Source organism: Pseudomonas sp. ADPe (assembly GCF_014843515.1).
GTDB classification, from domain to species: domain Bacteria; phylum Pseudomonadota; class Gammaproteobacteria; order Pseudomonadales; family Pseudomonadaceae; genus Pseudomonas; species Pseudomonas citronellolis.
Map to the genome: position 1 here is coordinate 4,549,254 of NZ_CP062122.1, position 26,790 is coordinate 4,576,043.

Sequence of the window (26,790 nt, forward strand, 5' to 3'; positions counted from 1 at the left end):
GAAAATGTTTGAACTCGTCGATAACGTCCCACAAACGGCAGTAATCAAAGTCATCGGTGTCGGTGGGGGCGGCGGCAACGCCGTGAACCACATGGCCAAGAACAACGTCGACGGCGTGGAATTCATCTGCGCCAACACCGACGCCCAGGCGCTGAAGAACATCGCAGCGCGCACCGTGCTGCAGCTCGGCCCGGGCGTGACCAAGGGCCTGGGCGCCGGCGCCAACCCTGAAGTCGGCCGCCAGGCCGCGATCGAGGATCGCGAGCGCATCGCCGAGGTGCTGGAAGGCGCCGACATGGTCTTCATCACCACCGGCATGGGGGGCGGCACCGGTACCGGTGCGGCGCCGATCATCGCCGAAGTGGCCAAGGAAATGGGCATCCTGACCGTTGCAGTGGTCACCCGTCCGTTCCCGTTCGAAGGCCGCAAGCGCATGCAGATCGCCGACGAGGGCATCCGCTCCCTGGCGGAAAGCGTCGACTCGCTGATCACCATCCCCAACGAGAAGCTGCTGACCATCCTCGGCAAGGACGCCAGCCTCTTGGCCGCCTTCGCCAAGGCGGACGACGTGCTGGCCGGCGCCGTGCGCGGCATCTCCGACATCATCAAGCGTCCGGGCATGATCAACGTCGACTTCGCCGACGTGAAGACCGTGATGAGCGAGATGGGCATGGCCATGATGGGTACCGGCGCCGCCAGCGGCCCGAACCGCGCCCGCGAGGCCACCGAGGCGGCGATCCGCAACCCGCTGCTGGAGGACGTCAACCTGCAGGGCGCGCGCGGCATCCTGGTGAACATCACTGCCGGTCCCGACCTGTCCCTGGGCGAGTACTCCGACGTGGGCAACATCATCGAGCAGTTCGCCTCCGAGCATGCCACCGTCAAGGTGGGCACCGTGATCGATCCGGACATGCGCGACGAACTGCACGTCACCGTGGTCGCCACCGGCCTGGGCGCACGCCTGGAAAAACCGGTCAAGGTGGTCGACAACACCGTGCAGACCCAGGCGGTCAGCAGCCAGGCTCCGGTACAGCGCGAGCAGCAATCGGTGAACTACCGCGACCTGGACCGCCCGACCGTGATGCGCAACCAGGCGCACGGCAGCGCGGCCACCGCGGCCAAGCTCAACCCGCAGGACGACCTGGACTACCTGGACATCCCGGCATTCCTGCGTCGCCAGGCCGATTGAGGCAATTTATCAGGAGTATGAATGTGATTGGTGTTCAGCAAAGGGCGGTTCTGCTATCATCGCCGCCCATTGTTGACAACAGTTCGCAACTTGCGCGAAAGCGGCCAAAGCCATGATCAGACAACGCACCTTGAAGAACATCATCCGGGCCACCGGCGTCGGTCTGCACTCGGGGGAGAAGGTCTACCTCACCCTGAAGCCGGCTCCGGTGGACAGCGGTATCGTGTTCGTCCGTACCGACCTCGACCCGGTGGTGGAAATCCCGGCTCGGGCCTCGAACGTCGGCGAGACCACCATGTCGACCACCCTGGTCAAGGGTGACGTCAAAGTGGATACGGTGGAGCATCTGCTCTCGGCCATGGCTGGCCTGGGCATCGACAACGCCTATGTCGAGCTGTCCGCCTCGGAAGTGCCGATCATGGACGGCAGCGCGGGGCCCTTCGTATTCCTGATCCAATCCGCCGGTCTGCAGGAGCAGGAGGCGGCCAAGAAGTTCATCCGCATCAAGCGTGAAGTGACCGTGGAAGAGGGCGACAAGCGCGCCACTTTCGTTCCCTTCGACGGCTTCAAGGTGAGCTTCGAGATCGATTTCGATCACCCGGTCTTCCGTGGTCGCACCCAGAAGGCGACGGTGGACTTCTCCAGCACTTCCTTCGTCAAGGAAGTCAGCCGCGCGCGGACCTTCGGGTTCATGCGCGACATCGAGTACCTGCGTTCGCAGAACCTGGCGCTCGGTGGCAGCGTGGAGAATGCCATCGTGGTCGACGAGTATCGCGTGCTCAACGAAGACGGCCTTCGTTACGAGGACGAGTTCGTCAAGCACAAGATCCTGGACGCCATCGGTGACCTGTACCTGCTTGGTAACAGCCTTATCGGCGAGTTCCGCGGCTTCAAGTCCGGCCATGCCCTGAACAACCGCCTGCTCCGCGCACTCATCGCGGACAAGGAGGCCTGGGAAGTGGTCACCTTCGAAGACGCGAGCACCGCGCCGATTTCCTACATGCGGCCCGCTGCGGCCGTTTGAGGAAACCTCCTCCTTTCAAGCTGTACATATTGAAGGCCACCCTCGGGTGGCCTTTTTTTATGCGCGCGAAATGGCGCGGGCAGGAGGCTTGGAGTTTGGAGGGGGAAAGTTCTCACGAGTTCATCGGCAAGCGCCGACGAGGGGCGTTATGAGACCGGCGGTAGGCGAGGGGTTCAGTCTTCGCGCGGGCGGCTGCGGCTGGCCAGGCGTTCCAGCGCCGCGCGCAGGCGCGGGTTGGCGATGCCTTCGGCGGCCTCCTGCAGGGCCTCGGCGGCGGCGGGGGAGAGCTGGTGGGTGCGCACCGGCGCCTGGCGCTCGACCTGGGGCTGGACCTTGAACAGGATGTGCTGCAGCCCGGCGAACTCGTCGAACATCTGCAGCTGGCGCAGCAGGCGCTTCTGCTGGTAGCGCAGGCGCGTGGCCCAGTGCGCGTCGGTGAGCACCAGCAGCAGGTTGCCGCCGCGCCAGGAGGCGACCCGGCAGTGCGGGCGCGCGGCCGGCTGCAGCTGGCTGTCGAGCAGCTGTTGCAACTGAGCGAGGCGCTGGGCCTCGTTGAACAGCGACTGCAGCGGCTTGGCTTCGCGCAGCAGCTTGGTGGTGGCCTGTGCGGGCAGCGGGCGGAACGCCATGGTGAAAATTCCGGGGTTGTTGAGCGCCGATGGTATCAGAATGCGGTCATCGCAGGCCGTCGCGCCGACGCCCGCCGGCGCCGAGCCTTGAACTTTGCCGGCGCGACACAATATAAAGCAGGCGGACTGCCAGTCCTCCCCCGAGTTCCTGCCGGGCAATGTGCGCGCATGGAAAGTCCCCGGCATGACCTGGGCACTTCTTTCGTTCACGTTTCCGAGTAGAATGCCCCCTTTGCCGTCGATGCAAGCCGCGGCCAGCCAGTCGGGCAGCCCTCCATTCCCCAAGTTCGGATGACCCAGTCGATATGTTTGCGCCTTTGTTGAAAAAACTCTTTGGAAGCAAGAACGAGCGTGAAGTGAAGCGCATGGCCAAGCAGGTCCAGGCCATCAATGCGCTCGAACCACAGATGGTGGCGCTTTCCGATGAGCAACTGAAGGCCAAGACCGAGGAATTCAAGCAGCGCCTGGCCAAGGGCGAGACCCTCGACCAGATTCTCCCGGAAGCCTTCGCCGTGTGCCGCGAGGCGGGCAAGCGGGTGATGGGCATGCGCCACTTCGACGTCCAGCTGATCGGCGGCATGACCTTGCACGAGGGCAAGATCGCCGAGATGCGCACCGGCGAGGGCAAGACCCTGGTGGGCACCCTGGCGGTGTACCTGAACGCGCTGTCCGGCAAGGGCGTGCACGTGGTCACCGTGAACGACTACCTGGCCCGCCGCGACGCCAACTGGATGCGTCCGCTGTACGAGTTCCTCGGCCTCTCGGTGGGCATCGTCACGCCCTTCCAGCCGCCGGAAGAGAAGCGCGCGGCCTACGCCTCGGACATCACCTACGGCACCAACAACGAATTCGGCTTCGACTACCTGCGCGACAACATGGCCTTCAGCCTGCAGGACAAGTTCCAGCGCGAGCTGAACTTCGCCGTGGTCGACGAAGTGGACTCCATCCTCATCGACGAGGCGCGGACCCCGCTGATCATCTCCGGCCAGGCCGAAGACAGCTCCGAGCTGTACATCAAGATCAACAAGCTGATCCCGCGCCTGAAGCGCCACATCGAGGAAGTCGAGGGCCAGGTGACCCAGCAGGGCCACTACAGCATCGACGAGAAGACCCGCCAGGTCGAACTCAACGAGCAGGGCCACGCCTACGTCGAGGAACTGCTGAGCCAGGCCGGCCTGCTCGGCGAGGGCGAGAGCCTCTACTCGGCGCACAACCTCAGCCTGCTGACCCACGTCTACGCCGCGCTGCGCGCCCACACCCTGTTCCACCGCAACGTCGAGTACATCGTCCAGGGCGACCAGGTCCTGCTGATCGACGAGCACACCGGCCGCACCATGCCCGGCCGCCGCCTCTCCGAGGGCCTGCACCAGGCCATCGAGGCCAAGGAAAACCTGCCGATCCAGGCCGAGAGCCAGACCCTGGCCTCCACCACCTTCCAGAACTACTTCCGCCTCTACACCAAGCTGTCCGGCATGACCGGCACCGCCGACACCGAGGCCTTCGAGTTCCGCCAGATCTACGGCCTGGACGTGGTGGTGATCCCGACCCACCGGCCGGTCGCCCGCAAGGACTTCAACGACCTGGTCTACCTGACCCAGGAAGAGAAGTACGCCGCGATCATCACCGACATCCAGCAGAGCCAGGCCCTGGGCCGGCCGATCCTGGTCGGTACCGCGTCCATCGAAACCTCCGAGTACGTGTCCAAGCTGCTGGAGCAGGCCGGCATCGAGCACAAGGTGCTCAACGCCAAGTACCACGAGAAGGAAGCCGAGATCATCGCGCAGGCCGGCGCGCCGGGCTCGGTGACCATCGCCACCAACATGGCCGGCCGTGGTACCGACATCCTCCTGGGCGGCAACTGGGAAGCCGAGATCGCCGGCCTGGAAAACCCCAGCGACGAGCAGATCGCCCAGATCAAGGCCGAGTGGCAGAAGCGCCACCAGCAGGTGATCGAGGCCGGCGGCCTGCATGTGATCGCCTCCGAGCGCCACGAATCCCGCCGTATCGACAACCAGTTGCGGGGCCGTTCCGGCCGCCAGGGCGACCCGGGCTCCAGCCGCTTCTACCTGTCGCTGGAAGACAACCTGATGCGCATCTTCGCCTCCGACCGGGTGAAGAACTTCATGAAGGCCCTGGGCATGCAGCCGGGCGAGGCCATCGAGCACCGCATGGTCAGCAACGCTATCGAGAAGGCGCAGCGCAAGGTCGAAGGCCGCAACTTCGACATCCGCAAGCAACTGCTCGAATTCGACGACGTGGCCAACGAGCAGCGCAAGGTGATCTACCACATGCGCAACAGCCTGCTGGCCGCGGAGAACATCGGCGACACCATCGCCGAGTTCCGCGAGGAAGTGCTGAACAACACCATCAGCCAGCACATCCCGCCGCAGTCGCTGCCCGAGCAGTGGGACATCGCCGGCCTGGAAGCCGCGCTGTACAGCGACTTCGGCCTGAAGCTGCCGGTCCAGCAGTGGCTGGACGACGATGAGAAGCTCTACGAGGAGACCCTGCGCGAGAAGATCCTCGCCGAGCTGGTCGCCGCCTACAACGAGAAGGAAGACCTGGCCGGCGCCGAGGCCCTGCGCACCTTCGAGAAGCAGATGCTGCTGCGCGTGCTGGACGACCTGTGGAAGGACCACCTGTCCACCATGGACCACCTGCGCCACGGCATCCACCTGCGCGGCTACGCGCAGAAGAACCCGAAGCAGGAGTACAAGCGCGAGTCCTTCAACCTGTTCCAGGAACTGCTGGACTCGATCAAGCGCGACACCATCCGCGTGCTGTCCTTCGTCCAGGTCCGCCGCGAGGACCCGGCCGAGGAAGAGGCGCGCCTGCGCCGCGAAGCCGAGGAAATGGCCAAGCGCATGCAGTTCCAGCATGCCGAGGCGCCGTCCATCGACCAGGCCCCCGATGCCGAGGAAGGCGAAGAAGGCGAGCAGGGCCCGGGCCAGGTCGTGCCGCTGGAGCCGGTGCGCGCCGAGCCGAAGATCGGCCGCAACGAGCTGTGCCCCTGCGGTTCCGGCAAGAAGTACAAGCATTGCCACGGCCAGGTGAACTGATCCGCCTGCCGTCGTAACCCCCGACGCCGCGACCGGCCCTGCCGCTCGCGGCGTTTTTCACATTCGATCCACCCTTTTTCGTAAGGAGCACATCCATGGCTGTCGGTCTCGGCCCCATCTCCACCCTGCACCCGGTCCCCGGCTTCGAACTCGGCATCGCTTCCGCCGGCATCAAGCGCCCCGGTCGCAAGGACGTCGTGGTGATGCGATGCGCCGAAGGCTCCAGCGTGGCGGGTGTGTTCACCACCAACGCCTTCTGCGCCGCCCCCGTGCTGCTGTGCAAGCAGCGCTTCCTCGGGCCGGTGCGCTACCTGGTGACCAACACCGGCAACGCCAACGCCGGCACCGGCGAGCCGGGCCTGGCCAACGCCTCGGCGGTGTGCGCCAAGCTGGCCGAGCTGGCAGGCGTGGACGAAAGCCAGGTGCTGCCGTTCTCCACCGGGGTGATCGGCGAGCCGCTGCCGGTGGCCAAGATCGAAGCCGCGCTGCCGGCCGCCCTGGCCGCCCTGGGCCCGGACAACTGGGCCGAGGCCGCCGCCGGCATCATGACCACCGACACCCTGCCCAAGGGCGCCAGCCGCCAGTTCGTGCACGACGGCATCACCGTCACCGTCACCGGCATCAGCAAGGGCGCCGGCATGATCAAGCCGAACATGGCCACCATGCTCGGCTACATCGCCACCGACGCCAAGGTCGCCCAGGGCGTGCTGCAGGACCTGCTGCGCGACGCGGCGAACAAGTCGTTCAACCGCATCACCATCGACGGCGACACCTCCACCAACGACAGCTGCACCCTGGTCGCCACCGGTCAGGCCGCGCTGCCGGAGATCACCCAGGCCAGCGGCGCGCTGTTCAGCGCCCTGAAGCAGGCGGTGATCGAGGTGTCCATGGAGCTGGCCCAGGCCATCGTCCGCGACGGCGAGGGCGCCACCAAGTTCGTCACTGTGCAGGTCAACGGCGGCGGCACCCACCAGGAGTGCCTGGACGTCGGCTACGCCGTGGCCCACTCGCCGCTGATCAAGACCGCGCTGTTCGCCTCCGACCCTAACTGGGGCCGCATCCTGGCCGCGGTCGGCTACGCCGGCGTGCCGAACCTGGACGTCAGCAGGATCGACGTCTTCCTCGACGAAGTCTGCATCGCCAGCCGCGGCTGCCGCGCCGCCAGCTACACCGAGGACCAGGGCGCGCGGGTGATGGCCCAGGAAGAGATCACCATCCGCATCGAGCTGGGTCGCGGCGACTGCAGCGAGACCATCTGGACCACCGACCTGTCCCATGAGTACGTGAAGATCAACGCGGAATACAGGACTTGATGGGAGCGGGAAGCTGGAAGCTGGAAGCTTGAAGCCGGAAGTGAAAGGCGCCACGCTCTCTAGCTTCTAGCTTCTAGCTTCTAGCTTCTAGCTTCTAGCTTCTAGCTTCTAGCTTCTAGCTTCTAGCTTCTAGCTTCTAGCTTCTAGCTTCTAGCTTCTAGCTTCTAGCTTCTAGCTTCTAGCTTCTAGCTTCTAGCTTCTAGCTTCTAGCTTCTAGCTTCTAGCTTCTAGCTTCTAGCTTCTAGCTTCTAGCTTCTAGCTTCTAGCTTCTAGCTTCTAGCTTCTAGCTTCGTAGCGGAGAAACGAGCGATGAAACTGGTCATTGGCAGCAAGAACCTGTCGTCCTGGTCGTTGCGCGGCTGGCTGGCCATGCAACTGACCGGTGCGGAATTCGAAGAGGTGCTGATCCCGCTGGGCGGCGTCGACACTGCGCGGCGCATCCGCGAGCACTCGCCCACCGGCAAGGTGCCGGTGCTCAAGTGCGAGGACGGGGTGATCTGGGATTCCCTGGCGATCGCCGAGTACCTGGCCGAACGCTTCCCCGAGGCGCACCTGTGGCCGCGCGGCGAGGCGGCCCGGGCGCTGGCGCGGTCGATCTGCGCGGAGATGCACAGTGGCTTCCTCGCCCTGCGCTCGCACATGCCCATGGACCTGCAGCGGCACAAGCCGCTGGCCAAGGTGCCGCCCGAAGTGGAAACCGACATCGCCCGCGTCGTCGAGCTGTGGACCCTGTGCCGCCAGGGCTTCGGCCAGGACGGGCCGTTCCTGTTCGGCCACGCCAGCATCGCCGACGCCTTCTACGCGCCAGTGGCCACGCGCCTGCGCAGCTACGCCGTGGAGCTGCCGCCGCTGGCCAAGGCCTACGTGGACACCATCTACCAGTGGGCGGCTTTCCAGCCCTGGCTGCAGGCCGCGCAGGCCGAGCGCCCCTGAGCGCCGGCAACCGACGAGGAGTAATGCTGTGAAACGAGTACATGTCGCCGCCGCCGTGATCCGTGGCGCCGATGGCCGCGTGCTGATCGCCCGGCGCCCGGACGACAAGCACCAGGGCGGCCTCTGGGAATTTCCCGGCGGCAAGGTGGAGGAGGGCGAGCCGGTGCAGGCCGCGCTGGCCCGCGAGCTGGAAGAGGAGCTGGGCATCCGCGTCGAGCGCGCCCGGCCGCTGATCCGCGTGGCCCACGACTACCCGGACAAGCAGGTGCTGCTGGACGTCTGGGAAGTCTCGGCGTTCTCCGGCGAACCCCATGGCGCCGAGGGCCAGCCGCTGGCCTGGGTGGCCCCGCGGGAGCTGCCCGACTACGAGTTCCCCGCCGCCAACCGGCCCATCGTGCAGGCCGCGCGGCTGCCCGAACGCTACCTGATCACCCCCGACGGGCTGGAGCCGCAGGAAGTCCTGCAGGGCATTCGCGCCGCCGTGGCTGGGGGCGTGCGCCTGATCCAGCTGCGCGCGCCGAACATGTACAGCCCGGAGTACCGCGACATGGCGGTGGACGCCGTCGGGCTGTGCGCGGGCAAGGCGCAACTGATGCTCAAGGGCCCATTGGAATGGCTGGGCGACTTCCCCGCCGCCGGCTGGCATCTGACCGCCGAGCAACTGCGCAAGTACGCCCCCAACGGCCGCCCGTTCCCCCAGGAGCGCCTGCTGGCGGCGTCCTGCCACGGCGCCGAAGAACTGGCGCTGGCCAGCGCGATGGGCGTGGACTTCGTCACCCTGTCGCCGGTGCAGCCGACCGAGAGCCATCCGGGCGAACCGGCAATGGGTTGGGATGTGGCGCAGCAACTGGTGGAAGGCTTCAACCAGCCGGTATTCCTGCTCGGCGGCCTGGGCCCGCAGGACCTGGAACGCGCCTGGCAGATAGGCGCCCAGGGCGTGGCCGGCATCCGCGCGCTCTGGCCGAAGGCCGGGGCATAGGCCGTCGTAGGTGCCGCTTTCTTTCCGGCTGCACCGGGGTGCTCTTCGTAGGATGGGTATCGCTTCGCTCAACCCATCCTACGGGGCTTCAGGGAGACACGTTCGTAGGAGCGGACCTTGTCCGCGATAGCCGGGCGTATCGGCGCGATTCGCGGATGAGATCCTACAACCGCCCCCACGCCATTCCCATTGTAGGAGCGGGCCCTGCGCGTGAATCGCGGGCAGGGCCCGCTCCTACAGTTTTGCCGTGAGGCATGGCGTTTCCCCGTAGGAGCGGACCTTGTCCGCGATAGCCGGACGTATCGGCGCGGATCGCGGATGAGATCCGCTACAACCGCCCCCACGCCATTCCCATTGTAGGAGCGCGCCCTGCGCGCGAATCGCGGGCAGGGCCCGCTTACACATCTACGCGGGCTTTTCCGCCGCCTTCCACAGCACTTCGGCGACGCCCTGGCGCTTGGCGGCTATGCGGGCTGCCACGAACAGCAGGTCCGACAGCCGGTTCAGGTAGCGCAGCCCGGCGCCTTCCAGCGGCTCCTCGGCGTTGAGCTGCTGGCAGCGGCGCTCGGCCTTGCGCGCCAGGGCGCGGCATACGTGGATCTGCGCCACCAGCCGGGAGCCGCCGGGGAGGATGAAGTCCTTCAGCGGTTCCAGCTCCTCGTTCCAGGCGTCGATGGCCTGTTCCAGGCGCGCCACCTCGTGGTCGTCCAGGGCGCGGTATTCCGGCATCGCCAGTTCGCCGCCGAGGTCGAACAGGCGGTGCTGCACCGGCGCCAGCACCGTCAGCAACTGGTCCAGCGCGGCGCTGCGGGCTTCCTGCAGGTCGGCCAGCAGCAGCCCCAGCTGGCTGTTCAGCTCGTCCACGCAGCCGATGGCTTCGATCCGCGGGTGGTGTTTCGGCACCCGGCTGCCGTCGGCCAGGCCGGTCTCGCCGGCGTCGCCCGTGCGGGTGTAGATCTTCGACAGGCGATAGCCCATGCCTCAGAGCTCCTTGTTCTGCGGGGGCGGCAGCGCCACCGGCGCCACGGGCTCGTCGCCCAGCGGCAGGCGCAGGGTGAAGCAGGTGCCCTGGCCGAGTTCCGATTGCACTTCCATCTGCCCCTTGTGGTTGTTGGTGATGATGAAATACGACACCGACAGGCCCAGGCCGGTGCCCTGGCCCACTTCCTTGGTGGTGAAGAAGGGCTCGAAGATGCGCTTGCGCACCGTTTCCGGCATGCCGCAGCCATTGTCTTCCACCTGCACTTCCGCCCACGGCGGGTTGAGCCGGGTGCGCAGGACGATGCGGCCGTGCTCGCCTTCCTCTTCGTCGTCGCGCAGGTGGATGGCCTGGGCGGCGTTCTTCAGCAGGTTGAGCAGCACCTGCTCGAATTCGTTGGCGATGACCGGCACCGGGCCCAGGCGCGGGTCGAACTCGTGGACGATCTCCAGCGACTTGAAGTCGAAGCCGCCGGCCAGGTCGAAGTCGTTGCCGGCGATCTCCACCGCCTGCTCGATCAGCGAGGGCAGTTCGCAGGGCGCCATCTGCCGGTGGCTGCGGCGGCTGAAGGCGAGCATGTGGGTGACGATCTTGGCGGCGCGCGAACCGGCGTACTGGATGCCGTCCATCAGCTTGGGAATCTCCCGCGCCTCCAGGTAGTGGTTGAGGTCGTCCAGGGCGACGCCCACCTCGGCCGCCACTTCCAGGTTCTTCGGCAGTTCCGGCGACAGCCGCCGGCGAATGTTCTGCACGTTGTGCAGGATGGCCCCCAGCGGGTTGTTGATCTCATGGGCCATGCCGGCGGCCAGGCCGCCCACCGAGAGCATCTTCTCCGACTGCACCATCAACTCTTCCATGCCCAGGCGCTCGGTGATGTCGTCGATGCGGATCACCGCGCCACGGCCGGTGCCGCCCATCAGCGGATAGAAGGTCAGGGCGTAGTGCCGTGGCGAGTCGATCAATGCCCAGGTGACGCGCTCCACGCGCTCCACCTTGTGCTGCTCGGCGGCGCGGGTCAGTTGCAGCAGGAAGGGCTTGAGCGAGGGGAAGGCGAGGAACACCGGCTGGTTCACCGCGTCGTCCAGGCTGGTGCCGGAAAGCCGGCTGGCCTCCTGGTTCCATTGGGTGACGTAGAGCTGCTCGTCCACCGCGATCAGCGCCGAGGGCATGGAGTCGATGATGCTGTTGAGGTAGTGCTGGAAGCCGGTGAGCTTCTTCTCGATCTTGCTGCGCACCTGCACTTCCAGCTCCAGCTTGCGGTTGGAGCGGCGGGTTTCCTCGGCCAGGTCCTGGGCCTGGGCCATGGCGTCCTGGGCGTCGTCGCGGGCGCGCTTGAGCTGCTGCTCGCGGGCCTCGATGCGGGTGAGCATGGTGTTGAAGGCGTCGGACAGGCGGCCGATCTCGTCGGCGTTGCCGCGTTCGGCGCGCAGCGAGTAGTTCTCCTCGCGGGTGACCTGGCGCGACAGCTCTTCCAGGCTGCGGATCGGCCGGGTGATCAGGCGGCGGATCTGCCGGGCGATCAGCATCCACAGCAGCACGCTCACGGCTAGGATCGCCAGGCTGGCGGTCAGCGTGCCGGTGTAGAAGGCGCCGGGCAGCTCGCTGCTGGCCACCAGCAGCAGGTAGCCGTTGCGCCCGCCGGGCTGCGGCAGTTCGAACAGGGCGTTGAGGCGGTATTCGTGGGCGCGCCAGCGTTCCAGGTCCTCCAGGTGCCTGGGCAGCGAGCCTTCCCGGGGCGACTGGGCGATGCGCGTGCCGTTGGCGTCGTAGAGCGCGGCGGCGCGCAACGGCTGGTAGTCGTCGAGCTGGTGCAGCAGGGTGTCGGCCTGCTCCGGGGAACTCAGCGCCGGGTAGCTGAGCGCCGGGTTGGCGATCAGCCGGCCGATGGTCTGCAGGGCCTGGGGCGCCACGCTGTCCTGGGAGATCCAGTAGGCCGCGCTGATGAACGCCAGGTTGGCCGCCAGCAAAACAGTGGCCAGCAGCACCAGCAGGGCGGCGAGAATCTTCTGGCCGACCGGCAGGTTTTCCAGGCGCTGGCGCAGGTTGATGAAGGACAGCATAGGGGCTCGGCGATCGAAAGCGTGGCGGGCAGGTTAGCCCGCCGCTCAGGCCTCGGGCAATCCGCGTTGGCGCAGCGCGTCGCGCAGGCGCCGGTGCAGGGCGTTCAGCCCGGGCAGCGCCAGGTGGCGGCGCTGGCCCTCGGCGCAGGCATGGCCGAGCAGGTAGGCGATTTCGGTGCGCCGACCGTTGGCCACGTCCTGGTACATGGAGGAATAGTTGGCCGCGGTGGCGGCGATCACCCGTTCCACTTCGCCCTGCAGCTCCCGCGCCGCCGTGTCGTAGCCGCAGGCGTGGAGCAGTTGGCCGAGTTCGTCGCACAGGCCGGCGACTTCCTCGGCATGGCTGGCCAGTTCGCCGTTGCGGCAGTGGTGCAGTACGCTCAGCGGGTTGATCGCGCAGTTCAGCGCCAGCTTGCGCCACAGCCGTTCGAGGATGTCGCCGCTCCACTGCACGGGGATTTCGGCGCGGGCCAGCTCGTCCAGCCAGGCCGGCGCAGGGCCACCGCGCTCGTCGCCGAGCCAGGTCTGCCCGCGGCCGGCGAAGACCACGCGGAAATCGCCGTCGCGGAACGCCCCTTCGGTGCTGGAGGCGTACAGGCAGCGCGCCCGCGGCAGGTGCGCGGCCACCGCCTGCTGGCTGCCCAGGCCGTTCTGCAGGAGGATGATCTCGGCGCCGGGCGCCAGGTGCGCGGCCACGCTGGCGGCGGCTTCCTCGGCGTCGTAGGCCTTGCTGGCCAGGAGCAGGCGCTGGATGGGCGCGTTCAGGTGCCCGGCGGTTTCCGCCGGGATCGGGTAGAGGCTCTCGCGGCCGTCCTCGCAGAGGGTGATGCCGCCGCAGGCGCGGTACGCCGCCAGGCGCTGGCGGTCACGCAGCAGCAGCTGCACGGGCAGGCCGGCGCGGGCCAGGCGGGCGGCCCAGAGGCTGCCGAGACTGCCGGCGCCGAGGATGGTCCAGTTCATGGTGGGCTTCGCGTGTCGATGGGCGTACTGCGAAGTCTAGCGCACCCCGGGCAGCCGGCTGGCGTTGATTCGCCCGCTGGCATAGGCATCGGGCAGCAACTGGCGGGCCTGTTCCATCACCTCTTCGGCCTGCAGCGGCAGGGACTTGGCGTCCAGCCCCACCAGGCCGATGCCGGCCTTCAGGCTGACGAAGCCGCGGCTGGTCTTGAAGGCCTTGAGGTTGAGCCCTTCGTGCAGGCGACGGAAGCTGCTCGGCGAGCATTCCTGGAGGTCGTCGATCAGGGTGATGAGGCCGAAGTGCTGTTCGTCGATGCGCGCCAGCACGTCCAGCGGCCGCACCAGTTGCTGCAGGCGCCGGCCGATGCCGTGCAGCAGCTCCTGGTGGAAGCCGGGGAAGTGCTGGCCGTCCTGCTCCAGCAGGACGGGAATGCCGATCAGCAGGTAGCACACCGCGCCGCCGCGGGATTCCACCTGGCGGATGCTGTCGGCGAGCTTCTGCCGCAGGTAGCGCAGGTTGCCCAGGCCGGTGGCGGCGTCCACCAGGTTGCGCTCTTCCAGGCGGTTGATGTTCTCGGTGAGCAGGCGGTTCTCCACCAGCAGGCGCTGCAGGGTGTTGCACAGGCGGTCGGCGGCCAGCACCCGCGGCACCAGTTGCTCGCTCATCGCCGTCTTGCTGACGAAGTCGTCCACGCCGCGGTCGAAGGCCTCGGCCAGGGCGTTGTCGCCCTCCTTGCCGGTGAGCAGCATGATGTAGGTGTAGTGGTCGCCGCTTTCGTCCAGCTGGCGTACCCGCGCGGTGAGCTCCAGGCCGTCCATCTCCGGCATCAGCCAGTCGGCCAGGAGCACGCTCACCGGTTCCCGTTCCAGCAGTTGCAGGGCCTCGCTGGCGCTGCTGGCGAAGCGCACGTTCTGGTAGCCGGCCTGGCTCAGCGCCCGGCCGATCATGGCGCTGGAGAATTTCGCGTCGTCGACCACCAGGATGCTCAGATGGTTGGTTGGCATGGGGCAGGGGACTCGGAGGAGGCGGGGATTCGCCGGTTCTGGGCCGGGCGCGTGCTTGTGGCTCAGTTATAATGAGCGCGCATTTTTACCGTCAAGCCAGGCGCGTGCCCGAGTGTGAACCGGATCGCGCCGTCCATCTGGAGAGATGACATGCCTTCGTTCGACGTGGTGTCCGAACTGGACAAGCACGAACTGACCAACGCCCTGGATAACGCCGGCAAGGAGCTCGAGCGCCGCTTCGACCTCAAGGGCAAGTGCAGCTTCGAGCCCAAGGACAAGTCGGTTACCCTGACCGCCGAGGCCGATTTCATGCTGGAGCAGATGCTCGACATCCTGCGCAGCAACCTGATCAAGCGCAAGATCGACATCCAGTGCATGGAGCTCAAGGATGCCTACCCCTCGGGCAAGGTGGTCAAGCAGGAAGTGAACTTCCGCGAGGGCATCGACAAGGACCTGGCGAAGAAGATCGTCGGCCTGATCAAGGACCGCAAGATGAAGGTCCAGGCCGCCATCCAGGGCGAGCAGGTGCGCGTCACCGGCAAGAAGCGCGACGACCTGCAGGAAGTGATCGCCATGCTGCGCGGCGAGTCCCTGGGCATGCCGGTGCAGTTCAACAACTTCCGCGATTGAGCGGAACCTCGTTGTCCGGGCGGCGTCGCAAATAGAGCGCCGCTCGGCGAATACCGATCGCCATGGTTCGCCATGGCGTTCGTATTTCTAATAATCGAAAACCAAGGGGGCCCCATTCCATGGACATGAATTACGACCAGCTAGTACGGAGCGCAGAGGCCTGGATGCCGGTGGTGCTGACTTACCTGGGCAACGCCGTGCTGGCGCTGATCACCCTGCTGATCGGCTGGTGGCTGATCAACCTGCTGACCCGCCGGGTGGGCGGGCTGATGGCCAGCCAGCGGGTGGACAAGACTCTCCAGGGCTTCATCGGCAGCCTGGTGAACGTGGCGCTGAAGATCCTCCTGGTGGTCAGCGTGGCCTCGATGATCGGCATCCAGACCACCAGCTTCGTCGCCGCCATCGGCGCCGCCGGCCTGGCCATTGGCCTGGCCCTGCAGGGCAGCCTGTCGAACTTCGCCGGCGGCGTGCTGATCCTGCTGTTCCGTCCGTTCAAGGTCGGCGATGCCATCGAGGCGCAGGGCGTCTCCGGCACCGTGGACAGCATCCAGATCTTCCACACCGTGCTGCGCACCGGCGATAATCGCACGGTCATCATGCCCAACGGCGCGCTGTCCAACGGCATCATCACCAACGTCTCGAGCCAGGCCACGCGCCAGGTGATCTTCGACATCAAGCTGGCCTTCGACGCCGACCTGGACGCGGCCCGCGGCATCCTCCTGGAACTGGCCCAGGACCCGCGCGTGCTCAAGAACCCGGCGCCGGTGGTGGTGGTCTCGGCCCTGGGCGAGAACTCGGTGACCCTGTCGCTGCGCCTGTGGACCGCCAACGCCGACTTCGGCGCGGTGACCTTCATGCTCAACGAGCAGGTGCGCCTGTGCCTGCGCGACCGCGGCATCGACCTGGCCCTGCCGAGCCGGGTGGTGCGGGTGGTCAGGGGCTCGGAGGAAGAAGCATTCGCCGAATAAAGGCGAATCCATCCATGGAAAAGGCCGGCGATATCAGGCTGTGTGAAAACCTCCGGATCGGTCCAGCTGGTTAAAAAACAACCTGGATTTCGCGTTTCTACGCGGATTCTGGGTTGGCTGAATAGCCAAGCCTTTTCAGATTTCACGTAGGAACGCACTCTTCGAAGAGCCGCTCGGGTTTTCACACGGCCTGGATATGTCGGCCTTTTTCGTTTCTGGGCCGGCCTTGCCGGCGCAATCGCGGGCAGGGCCCGCTCCTACAGGTCGAGGGGGAATTCTGGCGTAGGATGGGTGGAGCGAAGCGATACCCATCGCCATGACCGCATGGGTTTCGCAGGCTCAACCCATCCTACGAAGGCGCCTCGGTGCAGATTCCCCTGTAGGAGCGCGCCCTGCGCGCGAATCGCGGGCAGGGCCCGCCCAAGGCCGCTCAGTGGCGCTGATGGGTATCGCTTCGCTCAACACCATCCTACGAAAAGCCATGCTCGCTCATGCGCCCTACGAACCTGCGCTGCGCGGGGGGGCTACCGGCTCTTCCGGCTCGCTCGGCACGCCGTCGGGCATGCCCTTGTCGCGGCGCATCCACAGCCAGCCGATCAGCAGCAGGGTGGGGATGCCGAGCACGGCGGTGACGAAGAAGAAGTGCTCGTAGCCCATGTACTCGACCATCTTGCCCGAGTAGCCGCCGATGAAGCGCGGCAGCAGCAGCATGGTGGAGCTGAGCATGGCGTACTGGGTGGCGGAGAACTTCAGGTTGGTCAGGCTCGACAGGTAGGCGACGAAGGCCGAGGCCGCCAGGCCGCCGCTGAAGTTGTCGAGCATGATGGTCAGCACGAACATGCTGACGTGGGGCTCGAATTCGCGCAGCAGGGTGAAGACGTCTTCGCTGATCACGCTCGGGTCGGTGATCGGCCCCATGTGCGCGAGCATGGCGAACAGCAGGTTGGTGCCGGCCGAGGCGGCGCCGGCGAGGAGCAGGATCGGCAGGATGCTGAAGCGGGCGATGAGCAGGCCGCCGGCCGCCGCGCCGACCAGGGTCATGATCACCCCGAACAGCTTGCTGACGGTGGCGATCACTTCCTTGGAGAAGCCCATGTCGATGTAGAACACCCCGGCCATCACCCCCATCACGGTGTCGGAGAGCCGGTAGGTGGAGATCAGCCCGAGCAGCAGCAGCGCCTGCCAGCGGTAGCGGCGGATGAACTCGGTGATGGGCGTGAGCACCGGCGCCATCAGCAGGCGGCCGGGGGCCGACAGGCAGCTCAGGGCGATCAGCAGGTAGAGGCTGGCCAGCCACCATTTGCCGGCGCCCGCGGAGTTGGTCATGGCGGTGCCGGTCACCAGCAGGATGATCAGCACTATCACCGACACCGCCTGGTGGACGAAGTCGAACTGCGGCACGCCCTTGCCGTGGGCGGCGATCAGCAGCGGCCGGCGCACCCGCGAGAGCAGCTCGCGCACCGGGCGGATCTGCTTGCGCCCGCGCGGGCTCAGGCAGAGGACGATGAACAGGGCGTAGAGCGCCGCCCGCGGCCAGGCCTGGTTGGTCAGCGCGGTGAGCATGGCCGGCACCGAGATCAGCAGCACCAGCAGCTGCAGCACCGAGAGCAACTGGTGGTTGAAGGCGTAGGCGGAGTTGCCCACCGCCTGCGGCTGGACGTTCACCTCGGGCTCGCGGATCAGCAGGCTGGTGACCAGCCCGGGGAGGATCAGCAGGGCGAACAGCGCATAGGTCAGGCCCCAGGCCGCCTGGCTGTAGTGCAGGCTGCTGGAGCCCAGCCATTCGGCGAGGAACAGCGCGCCGGCGCTGGCCAGCAGCACGGCGCCGCGGTAGCCGGTCATGTAGCAGGCGGCCAGGGCGGCCTGGCGGGTGTTCTCGGCGATCTCCAGGCGGTAGGCGTCGATGGCGATGTCCTGGGTGGCCGAGGCGAAGGCCACCACCAGGGCCAGGCCGATCAGCCACGGCAGGTGGCTCTGCGGGTTGCACAGGGCCATGCCGAGCAGGCCGATGGCGATCAGCGCCTGGGAGAACACCAGCCACGAGCGGCGCCGGCCGAGCCGGCCGACGACGGGCAGGCGCCACTGGTCGAGCATCGGCGACCACACCCACTTGAACGCGTAGACCAGCCCCAGCCAACTGGCGAAGCCGATGGTTTCCCGCGCCACGCCGGCTTCCCGCAGCCACACCGAGAGGGTGGTGAAGACCAGCATCGTCGGCAGCCCGGCGGCGAAGCCGAGCAGCAACAGCGCGAGACTGGCGGGAGACTTGTAGGCAACCAGTGCCTCTCGCCAGGAGTGCTTCTTCATGAAAGGTTTCCAGCACGCAAAAAATTATCGCGAACTCTACTAGCAGAGCCCGGCGTGAAGCCAGCCATGCCGACGTATGTCCACCCGATCGTTGTGGATTCGGACTCCCTCGGCGCGCAATCGTGCCCGTTGTTCGTCGCCGCCCGGGCTGCCCAACGGCAGGCTGATGCGCCCGCCGGCGGCGATCACCCGGTGCCAGGGCAGGCGCGAGCCCTCCGGCAACTGGCTGAGCACGCGGCCCACCAGGCGCGCTGCGCGGCCCAGGCCGGCCATGCGGGCCAGCTCGCCGTAGCTCACCACGTAACCTTCGGGCACCTGGGACAGCGCCAGGTAGATGGCTTCGCGGCGCACCTGCAGGCTTTCCAGGCCGAGGTCGGCGACATTTTCAGGGGCGGGGGCGGGCGGTTTTCTCGAAGGCATGGGGCGGCTTTCCGATGGCTGCGGGCCAGGTCGACAGCATATCGCCAGGCACCGTCGGGGCAATGATGCAGGAGGTACCCTTCATCCATCCAGTTGAACTCCCTGCATGGGCCCCGGTCAGTCGTTGCTCTGGTGTCGGGTATGCGGATAATGCCCGGCTTTTTTTCCAGCCATCCGAATTGAATGCCGCTCATGCTGTCGAGAACCCTGCTGTGCCTTGCCGTCGCCGCCGCTCCCCTGACTTCCCTGGCCGATACCGTCTGGTTGAAGAACGGTGACCGGCTGACCGGCAAGATCAAGCTCTACGACGGGGGCCGCCTGGTGCTGGCCACCGACTATGCCGGCGAGGTCACCCTGACCGGCGACAAGATCGCCACCCTGCAGACCGAGCAGAACCTGCTGGTCAAGCACGACGAGGATGCCACCGGCGAGCACTCCAAGGGCCTGAAGGCCGCCGAGCCGGGCAAGGTCACCCTGGTCAACGGCGCCGAGGAGACGGTGCCGCTGGCCAGCATCGAGCAGATAGTGCCGCCGCGCCCGCTGCTGCAGGACTGGGTATGGAAGGGCCAGGTGGACTTCTCCGTCGACCACACCATGGCCGAGAACGACGTCGAGGACTACGACGTCGACTTCAAGACCAACGCCCGCCACGGCATGTGGCGGCACAACCTGCAGGGCGAGTACAACCGCGAGAAGAAGGACGACTCGGTCAGCGTCAACAACTATTCCGCCGAATACGCCCTGGACCGCTTCCTGGACGAGCACTGGTTCTGGCAGGGCAAGGTGGAATACAAGCGCGACTGGGTCGAGGACCTGGAGAAGAAGCGCACCGTCGGTACCGGCCCCGGCTACCAGTTCTGGGACAACGAGCTGGGCGCCTTCTCCCTGGCCACCCTGGTCAACCGCAACGACTACGACTTCGTCGGCGGCGAGAAGGACCACTTTTATTCGGCGAGCGTGAAGTGGGACTACAACCGCTACCTGTTCGCCAAGCAGTTCGAGATCTTCACCAACGGCGAAGTGGGCAAGCCGCTGTCTTCGAAGGTGGACTACGAGGTGGAGAGCGAGGCGGGCGTCCGCTACAAGCTGACCTCCTGGGCGGCGCTGAGCCTGAAGGGCGAATGGGACCGCCTGAGCGCCGAGGATGGCGGGGTGAACCAGCGGCGCTATACGCTGGGGATCGGGGTGGGGTGGTAAGTAAATTAGCTAGAAGCTAGAAGCTAGAAGCTAGAAGCTAGAAGCTGGAGGGCGCTTCCAGCTTCGGGCTTCGGGCTTCGGGCTTTACAATCTCAACCCGCCATCCAGCTCCAGCACGCGGCCGGTGTAGTAGTCGTTCTCGAGGATGTAGGCCACCGAGTGGGCAATCTCGTCCGGGCGGCCCAGGCGCTTGAGCGGGATGCCGCTGGTCATCTTCTCCAGGGCCTCGGGCTTCATGCTGGCGACCATGTCGGTCTCGATGAAGCCCGGCGCCACGCCGGCCACGCGGATGCCGTAGCGCGCCAGTTCCTTGGCCCAGACCACGGTGTCGGCGGCGACGCCGGCCTTGGCCGCGGAATAGTTGGCCTGGCCCATGTTGCCGGCGCGGGAGATGCTGGAGATGTTGACGATCGCGCCCTGGTTGTCCAGCTCGATCATCTTCGCCGCCACTTCGCGGGTGCAGAGGAACACGCCGGTCAGGTTGACGTCGATCACCGCCTGCCACTGGGCCAGGCTCATCTTGCTCAGCTGGCCGTCCTTGACCTTGATGGTCAGGCCGTCGCGCAGGATGCCGGCGTTGTTCACCAGGCCGTTGATGGCGCCGAAGTCGCTGGCCACCTGGGCCACCATGTGGCTAACCTGTTCCTCGTTGGCCACGTTGCACAGGTAGGCGCGGGCGTCGCCGCCGGCGGCCTTGCAGGCGGCGACGGCCTCGTCCAGTTTCTCCTGGTTCAGGTCGACCAGCGCCAGTTTCGCTCCCTTGGCGGCGAGGAACTCGCCCATGGCGCGGCCCAGGCCCTGGCCGCCGCCGGTGATGATGATGACCTTGTCTTGCAATTGCATGGTTGGAATCCCCACGGCAATGTCGAGTGATTGGCCTCGCCGGCAACGGTGAACGAATTTTCTGTGCCCGTCCGTTTGCGACGGATTCTTAGCGAGGAGTCATAAGGTGAGCGTGAAAGCTGCCAAGAATGCCCGAGAATTGCTGCTCAAGGAATACCGGGCAGTGCTTTCCACCCAGTCGAAGAAGTGGCCGGGCTACCCCTTCGGCTCGGTGGTTCCATACTGCCTGGACGGCGCCGGCCGGCCGCTGATCCTGATCAGCCGGATCGCCCAGCACACCCACAACCTGCAGGCCGACGCCAAGTGCTCGCTGCTGGTCGGCGAGCGCGGCGCCGACGACATCCAGGCCGCCGGCCGCCTGACCCTGCTGGCCGAGGCCCGGCCGCTGGAAGACGTCGAGGAGATCGAGGCCGCGGCGGAGCGCTACTACCGCTTCTTCCCCGGCTCGCGCGACTACCACACGGCCCACGACTTCGACTTCTGGGTGCTGCAGCCGGTGCAGTGGCGCTTCATCGGCGGCTTCGGCGACATCCACTGGCTGGGCGCCGACAGCGTGCCGCTGGCCAACCCCTTCGTCGGCGAGGTGGAGCGGGGCATGGTCGGGCACATGAACCAGGACCACGCCAACGCCATCGCGCATTACCTGGAACTGGCCGGCCTGCCGGTGGGCGAGGCCCCGGAGCTGGCGGGAATCGATACGGAAGGTTTCCACCTGCGTGTCGGCTTCATCCTCCACTGGCTGCCGTTCCCGGCGCCCTGCGCCAACCCCGGCGAGGTTCGCCAGGCGCTGGTGCAACTGGCGCGGGCGCAGGCCTGGCCGGGTACCGAGGTGATCCAGGCTTGAAATAGGCGGCTGTCGGCGCCAACTACTGAATATCCGGGCCGACGCCCCGCCAAGGACCCCTGAAATGCGAGTTACCCTGTTCTTCCTGCTGCTCTTCCCGCTGATCGAACTGGCCGTGCTGATCAAGGTCGGCAGCGTCATCGGCGTGGGCTGGACCCTCCTGCTGCTGGTCGCCGGTGCCTTCCTTGGCGCGGCGCTGCTGCGCGTGGCCGGCCTGGCCACCCTGTGGCGCGCCCGCGAGCGCCTGGCCCGCGGCGAACTGCCCGAGCAGGAAATGCTCGAGGGCCTGCTGATCGCCGTCGGCGGCGCCCTGCTGATGCTGCCGGGCTTCATCAGCGACGTCTTCGGCCTGCTCTGCCTGCTGCCGTTCACCCGCAGCCTGCTGCTGGGCGGCCTGCGCCGGCGCATGCGCGAGCAGGAAGAGCGGCGCCGCGCCTTCGCCGGCGACCCGTCGGCGCAATCCCGCGGCCCGCATGGGCCGAACGTGATCGAGGGCGAGTTCGAACGCCGCGACAACGATCGCCTGCGCTGAAAATTTTTTCTTCACGGCCTTGAAATGCCCCACGACGACCTCATGTAGCAGGCACCGCAAGGTCCCTGTCATTCGGACAGGCTGTCTTACGCGGCTCGCCCGTCGGGCCGCAAACCGGCGAAGCCGGCTTCAACAAAACCTGCCGGACACTGATCCGGCCGTTGTAAACCACTGTTTGGGAGAGTTACGACTATGAAGCTTCGTCCTCTGCATGATCGCGTCGTCATCCGTCGCAGCGAGGAAGAAACCAAGACCGCAGGCGGCATCGTGCTGCCGGGTTCCGCCGCCGAGAAGCCGAACCGTGGCGAAGTCGTCGCCGTCGGTACCGGCCGCGTGCTGGACAACGGCGAAGTTCGCGCTCTGGCAGTGAAAGTGGGTGACAAGGTGGTGTTCGGCCCCTACTCGGGCAGCAACGCCATCAAGGTCGACGGCGAAGAACTGCTGGTGATGGGCGAGTCCGAGATCCTCGCCGTCCTGGAAGACTGATCAGTCCGCCCCAACCCCACTGAATTCGATTTAGAGGAAACAGAACATGGCTGCTAAAGAAGTCAAATTCGGCGATTCCGCTCGCAAGAAAATGCTGGTCGGCGTGAACGTCCTGGCCGACGCCGTCAAGGCCACCCTCGGCCCGAAAGGCCGCAACGTGGTGCTGGACAAGTCCTTCGGCGCACCGACCATCACCAAGGATGGCGTGTCCGTCGCCAAGGAAATCGAACTGAAGGACAAGTTCGAGAACATGGGCGCCCAACTGGTGAAAGACGTTGCCTCCAAGGCCAACGACGCCGCCGGTGACGGCACCACCACCGCCACCGTCCTGGCCCAGGCCATCGTCAACGAAGGCCTGAAGGCCGTTGCCGCCGGCATGAACCCGATGGACCTGAAGCGCGGCATCGACAAGGCCACCATCGCCATCGTCGCCCAGCTGAAGGACCTGGCCAAGCCGTGCGCCGACTCCAAGGCCATCGCCCAGGTCGGCACCATCTCCGCCAACTCCGACGAATCCATCGGCCAGATCATCGCCGAAGCCATGGACAAGGTCGGTAAAGAAGGCGTCATCACCGTCGAAGAAGGCTCGGGCCTGGAAAACGAACTGTCCGTCGTCGAAGGCATGCAGTTCGACCGCGGCTACCTGTCGCCCTACTTCATCAACAAGCCGGACACCATGGTGGCCGAGCTGGAAAACCCGCTGCTGTTGCTGGTCGACAAGAAGATCTCCAACATCCGCGAAATGCTGCCGGTGCTGGAAGCCGTCGCCAAGGCCGGCCGTCCGCTGCTGATCGTCGCCGAGGACGTCGAGGGCGAAGCCCTGGCCACCCTGGTGGTCAACAACATGCGCGGCATCGTCAAGGTCGCCGCCGTCAAGGCCCCGGGCTTCGGCGATCGCCGCAAGGCCATGCTGCAGGACATCGCCGTCCTGACCGGCGGTACCGTCATCTCCGAAGAAGTCGGTCTGAGCCTGGAAGGCGCCACCCTGGAGCACCTGGGTAACGCCAAGCGCGTGACCATCAACAAGGAAAACACCACCATCATCGACGGCGCCGGCGCCCAGGCCGACATCGAGGCCCGCGTCGCCCAGATCCGCAAGCAGGTCGAAGAGACCTCCTCGGACTACGACCGCGAGAAGCTGCAAGAGCGCCTGGCCAAGCTGGCCGGCGGTGTTGCCGTGATCAAGGTCGGCGCTGCCACCGAAGTCGAGATGAAAGAGAAGAAAGCCCGCGTCGAAGACGCCCTGCACGCTACCCGCGCTGCGGTGGAAGAGGGCGTGGTCCCCGGCGGTGGCGTGGCCCTGGTGCGCGCACTGCAGGCCATCGAAGGCCTGAAGGGTGACAACGAAGACCAGAACGTCGGCATCGCCCTGCTGCGCCGCGCCGTCGAATCCCCGCTGCGCCAGATCGTCGCCAACGCCGGTGACGAGCCGAGCGTGGTGGTCGACAAGGTCAAGCAAGGCTCCGGCAACTTCGGCTTCAACGCCGCTACCGGTATCTACGGCGACATGATCGAGATGGGCATCCTGGACCCGGCCAAGGTCACCCGTTCGGCCCTGCAGGCCGCTGCCTCCATCGGCGGCCTGATGATCACCACCGAGGCCATGGTTGCCGAAGTGGTGGACGACAAGGCCGCTCCGGCCATGCCGGACATGGGCGGCATGGGTGGCATGGGCGGCATGATGTAAGCCTCCCGGCCCCAGACTGAGAAATAGCCCCGCTTCGGCGGGGCTTTTTCGTTTCCGGCCCTTTGTGCCAAGATGTGCCGCGCAGGAGATGGCATTCCTCCTTCAACCGCCCCCGTGGCTGATGATGCCTACGCATTCACCTGGACCAGGCGCGTAGGCGTTCGCCTGCGGCCTGTCCGAAAGCCCCTCAAGGACAGGATCATGTGGAAACCCGTTCTCGCCATCGCCCTCGGCGCCGCCATCGGCGCGTTGCTGCGCTGGTACCTCGGCCTCAAGCTGAACAGCCTGATGCCCAACGTCCCTCCCGGCACCCTGGCCGCCAACCTGATCGGCGGCTACATCATCGGCGTCGCCGTCGCCTACTTCGCCAGCGCCCAGGGCATCGCCCCGGAGTGGCGGCTGCTGATCATCACCGGCTTCTGCGGCGGCCTGACCACCTTCTCGACCTTCTCCGCCGAGGTCGTCACCCTGCTGCAGGAAGGCCGCCTGGCCTGGGCCATGGGCGCGGTCGCCGTGCATGTCTGCGGCTCCCTGGCGATGACCCTGCTCGGCCTGTTCAGCGGCAACTGGCTGATGGGCAAGTGAGGCGCTGCAAGTTCGCCTCTGCAGGCCTTCGCAACACCTCCCCTGCGATCCCCTTGACGCCCCGGCTGGCGCGGCCTGGCGCTTTGTGAAAAAAACGTCAAAGACGCTTAAGTTCCAATTAAGCGAGCTAGTCTAGGGTGCCCTGCAAAGCGGAGAGGAACATGCGGATTCTGTTGGTGGAAGACAATCGGGACATCCTGGCCAACATGGCGGATTACCTGGGGCTCAAGGGTTACACGGTGGATTGCGCGCAGGACGGCCTGTCCGGCCTGCACCTGGCGGCCACCGCGCACTACGACCTGATCGTCCTGGACGTGATGCTGCCCGGCCTGGACGGTTTCACCCTGTGCCGGCGCCTGCGCGAAGACGCGCGGCGCGACACCCCGGTGATCATGCTGACCGCCCGCGACCAACTGGACGACCGCCTGCAAGGCTTCCGCTCCGGCGCCGACGACTACCTGCTCAAGCCCTTCGCCCTGTCGGAGCTGGCCGCGCGCATCGAGGCGGTGCTGCGCCGGACCCAGGGCGGCGGCCGCCGCGAGCTGCAGGTGGCGGACCTGAGCTACAACCTCGATACCCTGGAAGTGAACCGCGCCGGCAAGGCGCTCAAGCTCAACCCCATCGGCCTCAAGCTGCTGGCCGTGCTGATGCAGAAGAGCCCCCACGTGGTGCGCCGCGACGTGCTCGAGGAAGCCGTCTGGGGCGACGACTGCCCGGACAGCGACAGCCTGCGCAGCCACGTGCATCAACTGCGCCAGGTGATCGACAAGCCTTTCGCCCTGCCGTTGCTGCACACCGTCCACGGTGTCGGCTACCGCCTGGCGGAGGAAACGAATGGAGTATAGGCAGAGCCTTTCCCGCCGGATCGTCTTTGCCTTCGTGTTCATGACCGCGCTGGTCGGCGGCCTGTTTTCCCTGAGCATCGTCGGCGTGGTGCACGTGGTCGAGGAACGCCTGATCTCCCGTGACCTGGGCGGCGAACTGGACCGCATCATCAACGAGGACCTGCACAGCGGCAGGGGCCCGCGGCTGGACCCGGGCATGCGCTTCTTCGTCAGCGATGGCGTCGGCATCTATGCCATGCCGCCGGCGCTGCGGCGCCTGGAGTCGGGCTTCCACGAAGTGTTCGACGGTGAGCTGTCGTTCCACGCGCTGGTGCGCGACACCGACGGCCGCCGCTACGTGCTGCTGCAGGACCAGAGCGATTTCGAGGCGCGTGAGCAGGTGCTGTACGCCGCCGTGGTGACCGGCTACGTGCTCAGCCTGGCGCTGGCCGGCCTGCTCGGCTGGCTGCTCTCGCGCAAGGTGATGGAGCCGGTGGTGCGCCTGGCGCGCCAGGTGCGCCACCGCGACCAGTTGCTGGACCTGGCGCCGCCGCTGGCGCCGGACTACGCCCACGACGAGGTCGGCGAACTGGCCGAGGCCTTCGACTATGCGATCGGCCAACTGCACCAGGTGCTGACCCGCGAGAAGCTGTTCACCAGCGACGTCAGCCACGAACTGCGCACGCCGCTGATGGTGATCGCCACCAGCAGCGAGCTGCTCGCCGAGGAACCGGGCCTGAGCCCGAAGGCGCGCACCCAACTGGCGCGGATCGCCAGCGCCAGCGAGGAAATGCGCGACCTGGTGCAGACCTTCCTGATGCTGGCGCGCTCGCGCACCAAGGAACTGGACATCGCCCCGCGGGCCGGCCTGCAGCGCATCGCCGACGACCTGGCCGGGCAATGGCGCGGGCCCATCGAGGCCAAGGGGCTGCAGCTGATCTACGAGGTGCAGGGCGTGCCGCCGGAGGAATACAACGCGGCTTTCCTGCGCTCGGTGATGAGCAATCTGTTGCGCAACGCCATGCACTATACGGACGCCGGACATATCCGCTTGCAATTGACCGACAGCGGTTTCGTCGTCGAGGACAGTGGCCAGGGCATTCCCGAGGAGCAGCGCGAGCGCATGTTCCAGCCCTTCGTCCGCGGCCCGCAACAGCGCGGCGAGGGCCTTGGCCTGGGCCTTTCGCTGGTGAAGCGGATCTGCGCGGCGGAAGGCTGGGAAGTCGGCCTGACGCCGGCGCAACCGCACGGATGCCGTTTCGAGGTTCGCCTGGTGGGCGAGCCTTGACGAATTTTTCACATGCGCATGACCGCATGGATACAGAATCACCCTTAGTTTC

Annotated in this window: 24 protein-coding genes and 1 riboswitch; of the genes, 16 read left to right on the forward strand and 8 right to left on the reverse strand. The window is 66.5% G+C overall.

The window, feature by feature from the left end; translation table 11 throughout:
- The first annotated feature begins 4 nt into the window (after positions 1-4).
- Both ftsZ and lpxC read left to right on the forward strand, forming a co-directional pair.
- Entirely contained in the window at positions 5-1,189 is a 1,185-nt protein-coding gene (gene ftsZ, locus IG194_RS20695; protein WP_009617925.1) for a cell division protein FtsZ, read from the forward strand.
- 112 nt (positions 1,190-1,301) lie between these two features.
- On the forward strand, positions 1,302-2,213 hold the full coding sequence (gene lpxC, locus IG194_RS20700; RefSeq protein ID WP_009617927.1) for a UDP-3-O-acyl-N-acetylglucosamine deacetylase: 912 nt from the start codon (positions 1,302-1,304) through the stop codon (positions 2,211-2,213).
- 173 nt (positions 2,214-2,386) lie between these two features.
- Here lpxC and IG194_RS20705 read toward each other — a convergent pair whose 3' ends face one another.
- Entirely contained in the window at positions 2,387-2,842 is a 456-nt protein-coding gene (locus IG194_RS20705; protein WP_009617929.1) for a DciA family protein, read from the reverse strand.
- A 305-nt stretch (positions 2,843-3,147) separates the two neighbouring features.
- Here IG194_RS20705 and secA point away from each other — a divergent pair, with 305 nt between their 5' ends.
- The 4 genes from secA (at position 3,148) to IG194_RS20725 (ending at position 9,126) form a co-directional block, all read left to right on the forward strand.
- On the forward strand, positions 3,148-5,901 hold the full coding sequence (secA, locus tag IG194_RS20710; protein WP_058488616.1) for a preprotein translocase subunit SecA: 2,754 nt from the start codon (positions 3,148-3,150) through the stop codon (positions 5,899-5,901).
- A 95-nt stretch (positions 5,902-5,996) separates the two neighbouring features.
- Entirely contained in the window at positions 5,997-7,214 is a 1,218-nt protein-coding gene (gene argJ, locus IG194_RS20715) for a bifunctional glutamate N-acetyltransferase/amino-acid acetyltransferase ArgJ (protein WP_058488617.1), read from the forward strand.
- A 309-nt stretch (positions 7,215-7,523) separates the two neighbouring features.
- On the forward strand, positions 7,524-8,147 hold the full coding sequence (locus tag IG194_RS20720; protein WP_058488618.1) for a glutathione S-transferase family protein: 624 nt from the start codon (positions 7,524-7,526) through the stop codon (positions 8,145-8,147).
- Positions 8,148-8,175: 28 nt separating this feature from the next.
- Positions 8,176-9,126, forward strand: coding sequence for a Nudix family hydrolase (locus IG194_RS20725; protein ID WP_058488619.1), 951 nt, complete (start codon positions 8,176-8,178; stop codon positions 9,124-9,126).
- A 405-nt stretch (positions 9,127-9,531) separates the two neighbouring features.
- On the opposite strand, the gene IG194_RS20730 is transcribed toward IG194_RS20725, so the two are convergent.
- Genes IG194_RS20730 through IG194_RS20745 form a run of 4 tightly spaced genes read right to left on the reverse strand, consistent with a single transcriptional unit; the run spans position 9,532 to position 14,127 of the window.
- Positions 9,532-10,104 carry a cob(I)yrinic acid a,c-diamide adenosyltransferase gene (locus IG194_RS20730; RefSeq protein ID WP_009617942.1) on the reverse strand — a complete coding sequence of 191 codons (573 nt, stop codon included), beginning with the start codon at positions 10,102-10,104 and terminating at the stop codon, positions 9,532-9,534.
- A 3-nt stretch (positions 10,105-10,107) separates the two neighbouring features.
- A complete protein-coding gene (locus IG194_RS20735) occupies positions 10,108-12,153 on the reverse strand; it encodes a sensor histidine kinase (protein ID WP_024128173.1) in 2,046 nt (681 codons plus the stop codon).
- Positions 12,154-12,210: 57 nt separating this feature from the next.
- On the reverse strand, positions 12,211-13,125 hold the full coding sequence (locus tag IG194_RS20740; RefSeq protein WP_058488620.1) for a putative 2-dehydropantoate 2-reductase: 915 nt from the start codon (positions 13,123-13,125) through the stop codon (positions 12,211-12,213).
- Positions 13,126-13,161: 36 nt separating this feature from the next.
- Positions 13,162-14,127 carry a response regulator gene (locus tag IG194_RS20745; protein ID WP_058488621.1) on the reverse strand — a complete coding sequence of 322 codons (966 nt, stop codon included), beginning with the start codon at positions 14,125-14,127 and terminating at the stop codon, positions 13,162-13,164.
- A gap of 150 nt (positions 14,128-14,277) precedes the next feature.
- On the opposite strand from IG194_RS20745, the gene IG194_RS20750 reads away from it, so the two are divergent.
- The gene (locus IG194_RS20750; protein ID WP_009617950.1) at positions 14,278-14,757 is read left to right on the forward strand and encodes a YajQ family cyclic di-GMP-binding protein; all 480 of its coding nucleotides are present in this window, start codon (positions 14,278-14,280) and stop codon (positions 14,755-14,757) included.
- Between the two features lie 119 nt (positions 14,758-14,876).
- Complete coding sequence (locus IG194_RS20755) at positions 14,877-15,725, forward strand: mechanosensitive ion channel family protein (RefSeq protein WP_009617952.1); 849 nt, start codon at positions 14,877-14,879, stop codon at positions 15,723-15,725.
- 498 nt (positions 15,726-16,223) lie between these two features.
- On the opposite strand, the gene ampG is transcribed toward IG194_RS20755, so the two are convergent.
- Positions 16,224-18,032 carry an MFS transporter AmpG gene (gene ampG / locus IG194_RS20760; protein ID WP_058488622.1) on the reverse strand — a complete coding sequence of 603 codons (1,809 nt, stop codon included), beginning with the start codon at positions 18,030-18,032 and terminating at the stop codon, positions 16,224-16,226.
- Positions 18,033-18,071: 39 nt separating this feature from the next.
- Positions 18,072-18,452: an MGMT family protein gene (locus IG194_RS20765; protein ID WP_009617955.1), complete on the reverse strand. Its 381-nt coding sequence runs from the start codon at positions 18,450-18,452 to the stop codon at positions 18,072-18,074.
- A gap of 192 nt (positions 18,453-18,644) precedes the next feature.
- Here IG194_RS20765 and IG194_RS20770 point away from each other — a divergent pair, with 192 nt between their 5' ends.
- Positions 18,645-19,649, forward strand: coding sequence for a DUF481 domain-containing protein (locus IG194_RS20770; RefSeq protein ID WP_058488623.1), 1,005 nt, complete (start codon positions 18,645-18,647; stop codon positions 19,647-19,649).
- An 84-nt stretch (positions 19,650-19,733) separates the two neighbouring features.
- Here the strand turns inward: IG194_RS20770 and IG194_RS20775 are convergent, their stop codons facing one another.
- The gene (locus IG194_RS20775; protein ID WP_009617962.1) at positions 19,734-20,492 is read right to left on the reverse strand and encodes an SDR family oxidoreductase; all 759 of its coding nucleotides are present in this window, start codon (positions 20,490-20,492) and stop codon (positions 19,734-19,736) included.
- Between the two features lie 106 nt (positions 20,493-20,598).
- Here IG194_RS20775 and IG194_RS20780 point away from each other — a divergent pair, with 106 nt between their 5' ends.
- From IG194_RS20780 to IG194_RS20810, 7 genes are all read left to right on the forward strand, one after another.
- Entirely contained in the window at positions 20,599-21,336 is a 738-nt protein-coding gene (locus IG194_RS20780) for a HugZ family protein (RefSeq protein WP_058488624.1), read from the forward strand.
- A gap of 64 nt (positions 21,337-21,400) precedes the next feature.
- Positions 21,401-21,868: an FxsA family protein gene (locus tag IG194_RS20785; protein ID WP_058488625.1), complete on the forward strand. Its 468-nt coding sequence runs from the start codon at positions 21,401-21,403 to the stop codon at positions 21,866-21,868.
- 192 nt (positions 21,869-22,060) lie between these two features.
- Positions 22,061-22,354: a co-chaperone GroES gene (locus IG194_RS20790; RefSeq protein WP_003094064.1), complete on the forward strand. Its 294-nt coding sequence runs from the start codon at positions 22,061-22,063 to the stop codon at positions 22,352-22,354.
- A gap of 46 nt (positions 22,355-22,400) precedes the next feature.
- Entirely contained in the window at positions 22,401-24,041 is a 1,641-nt protein-coding gene (gene groL, locus IG194_RS20795) for a chaperonin GroEL (RefSeq protein ID WP_058488626.1), read from the forward strand.
- Positions 24,042-24,116: 75 nt separating this feature from the next.
- Positions 24,117-24,179: riboswitch (Fluoride riboswitch) on the forward strand.
- Between the two features lie 63 nt (positions 24,180-24,242).
- The gene (crcB, locus tag IG194_RS20800) at positions 24,243-24,626 is read left to right on the forward strand and encodes a fluoride efflux transporter CrcB (RefSeq protein ID WP_043315190.1); all 384 of its coding nucleotides are present in this window, start codon (positions 24,243-24,245) and stop codon (positions 24,624-24,626) included.
- 161 nt (positions 24,627-24,787) lie between these two features.
- Positions 24,788-25,471 carry a response regulator transcription factor gene (locus IG194_RS20805; protein ID WP_009617976.1) on the forward strand — a complete coding sequence of 228 codons (684 nt, stop codon included), beginning with the start codon at positions 24,788-24,790 and terminating at the stop codon, positions 25,469-25,471.
- Complete coding sequence (locus IG194_RS20810; RefSeq protein WP_009617978.1) at positions 25,461-26,738, forward strand: sensor histidine kinase; 1,278 nt, start codon at positions 25,461-25,463, stop codon at positions 26,736-26,738. Before IG194_RS20805 ends, IG194_RS20810 begins: the two co-directional genes overlap by 11 nt.
- The last annotated feature ends 52 nt before the right edge of the window (positions 26,739-26,790 follow it).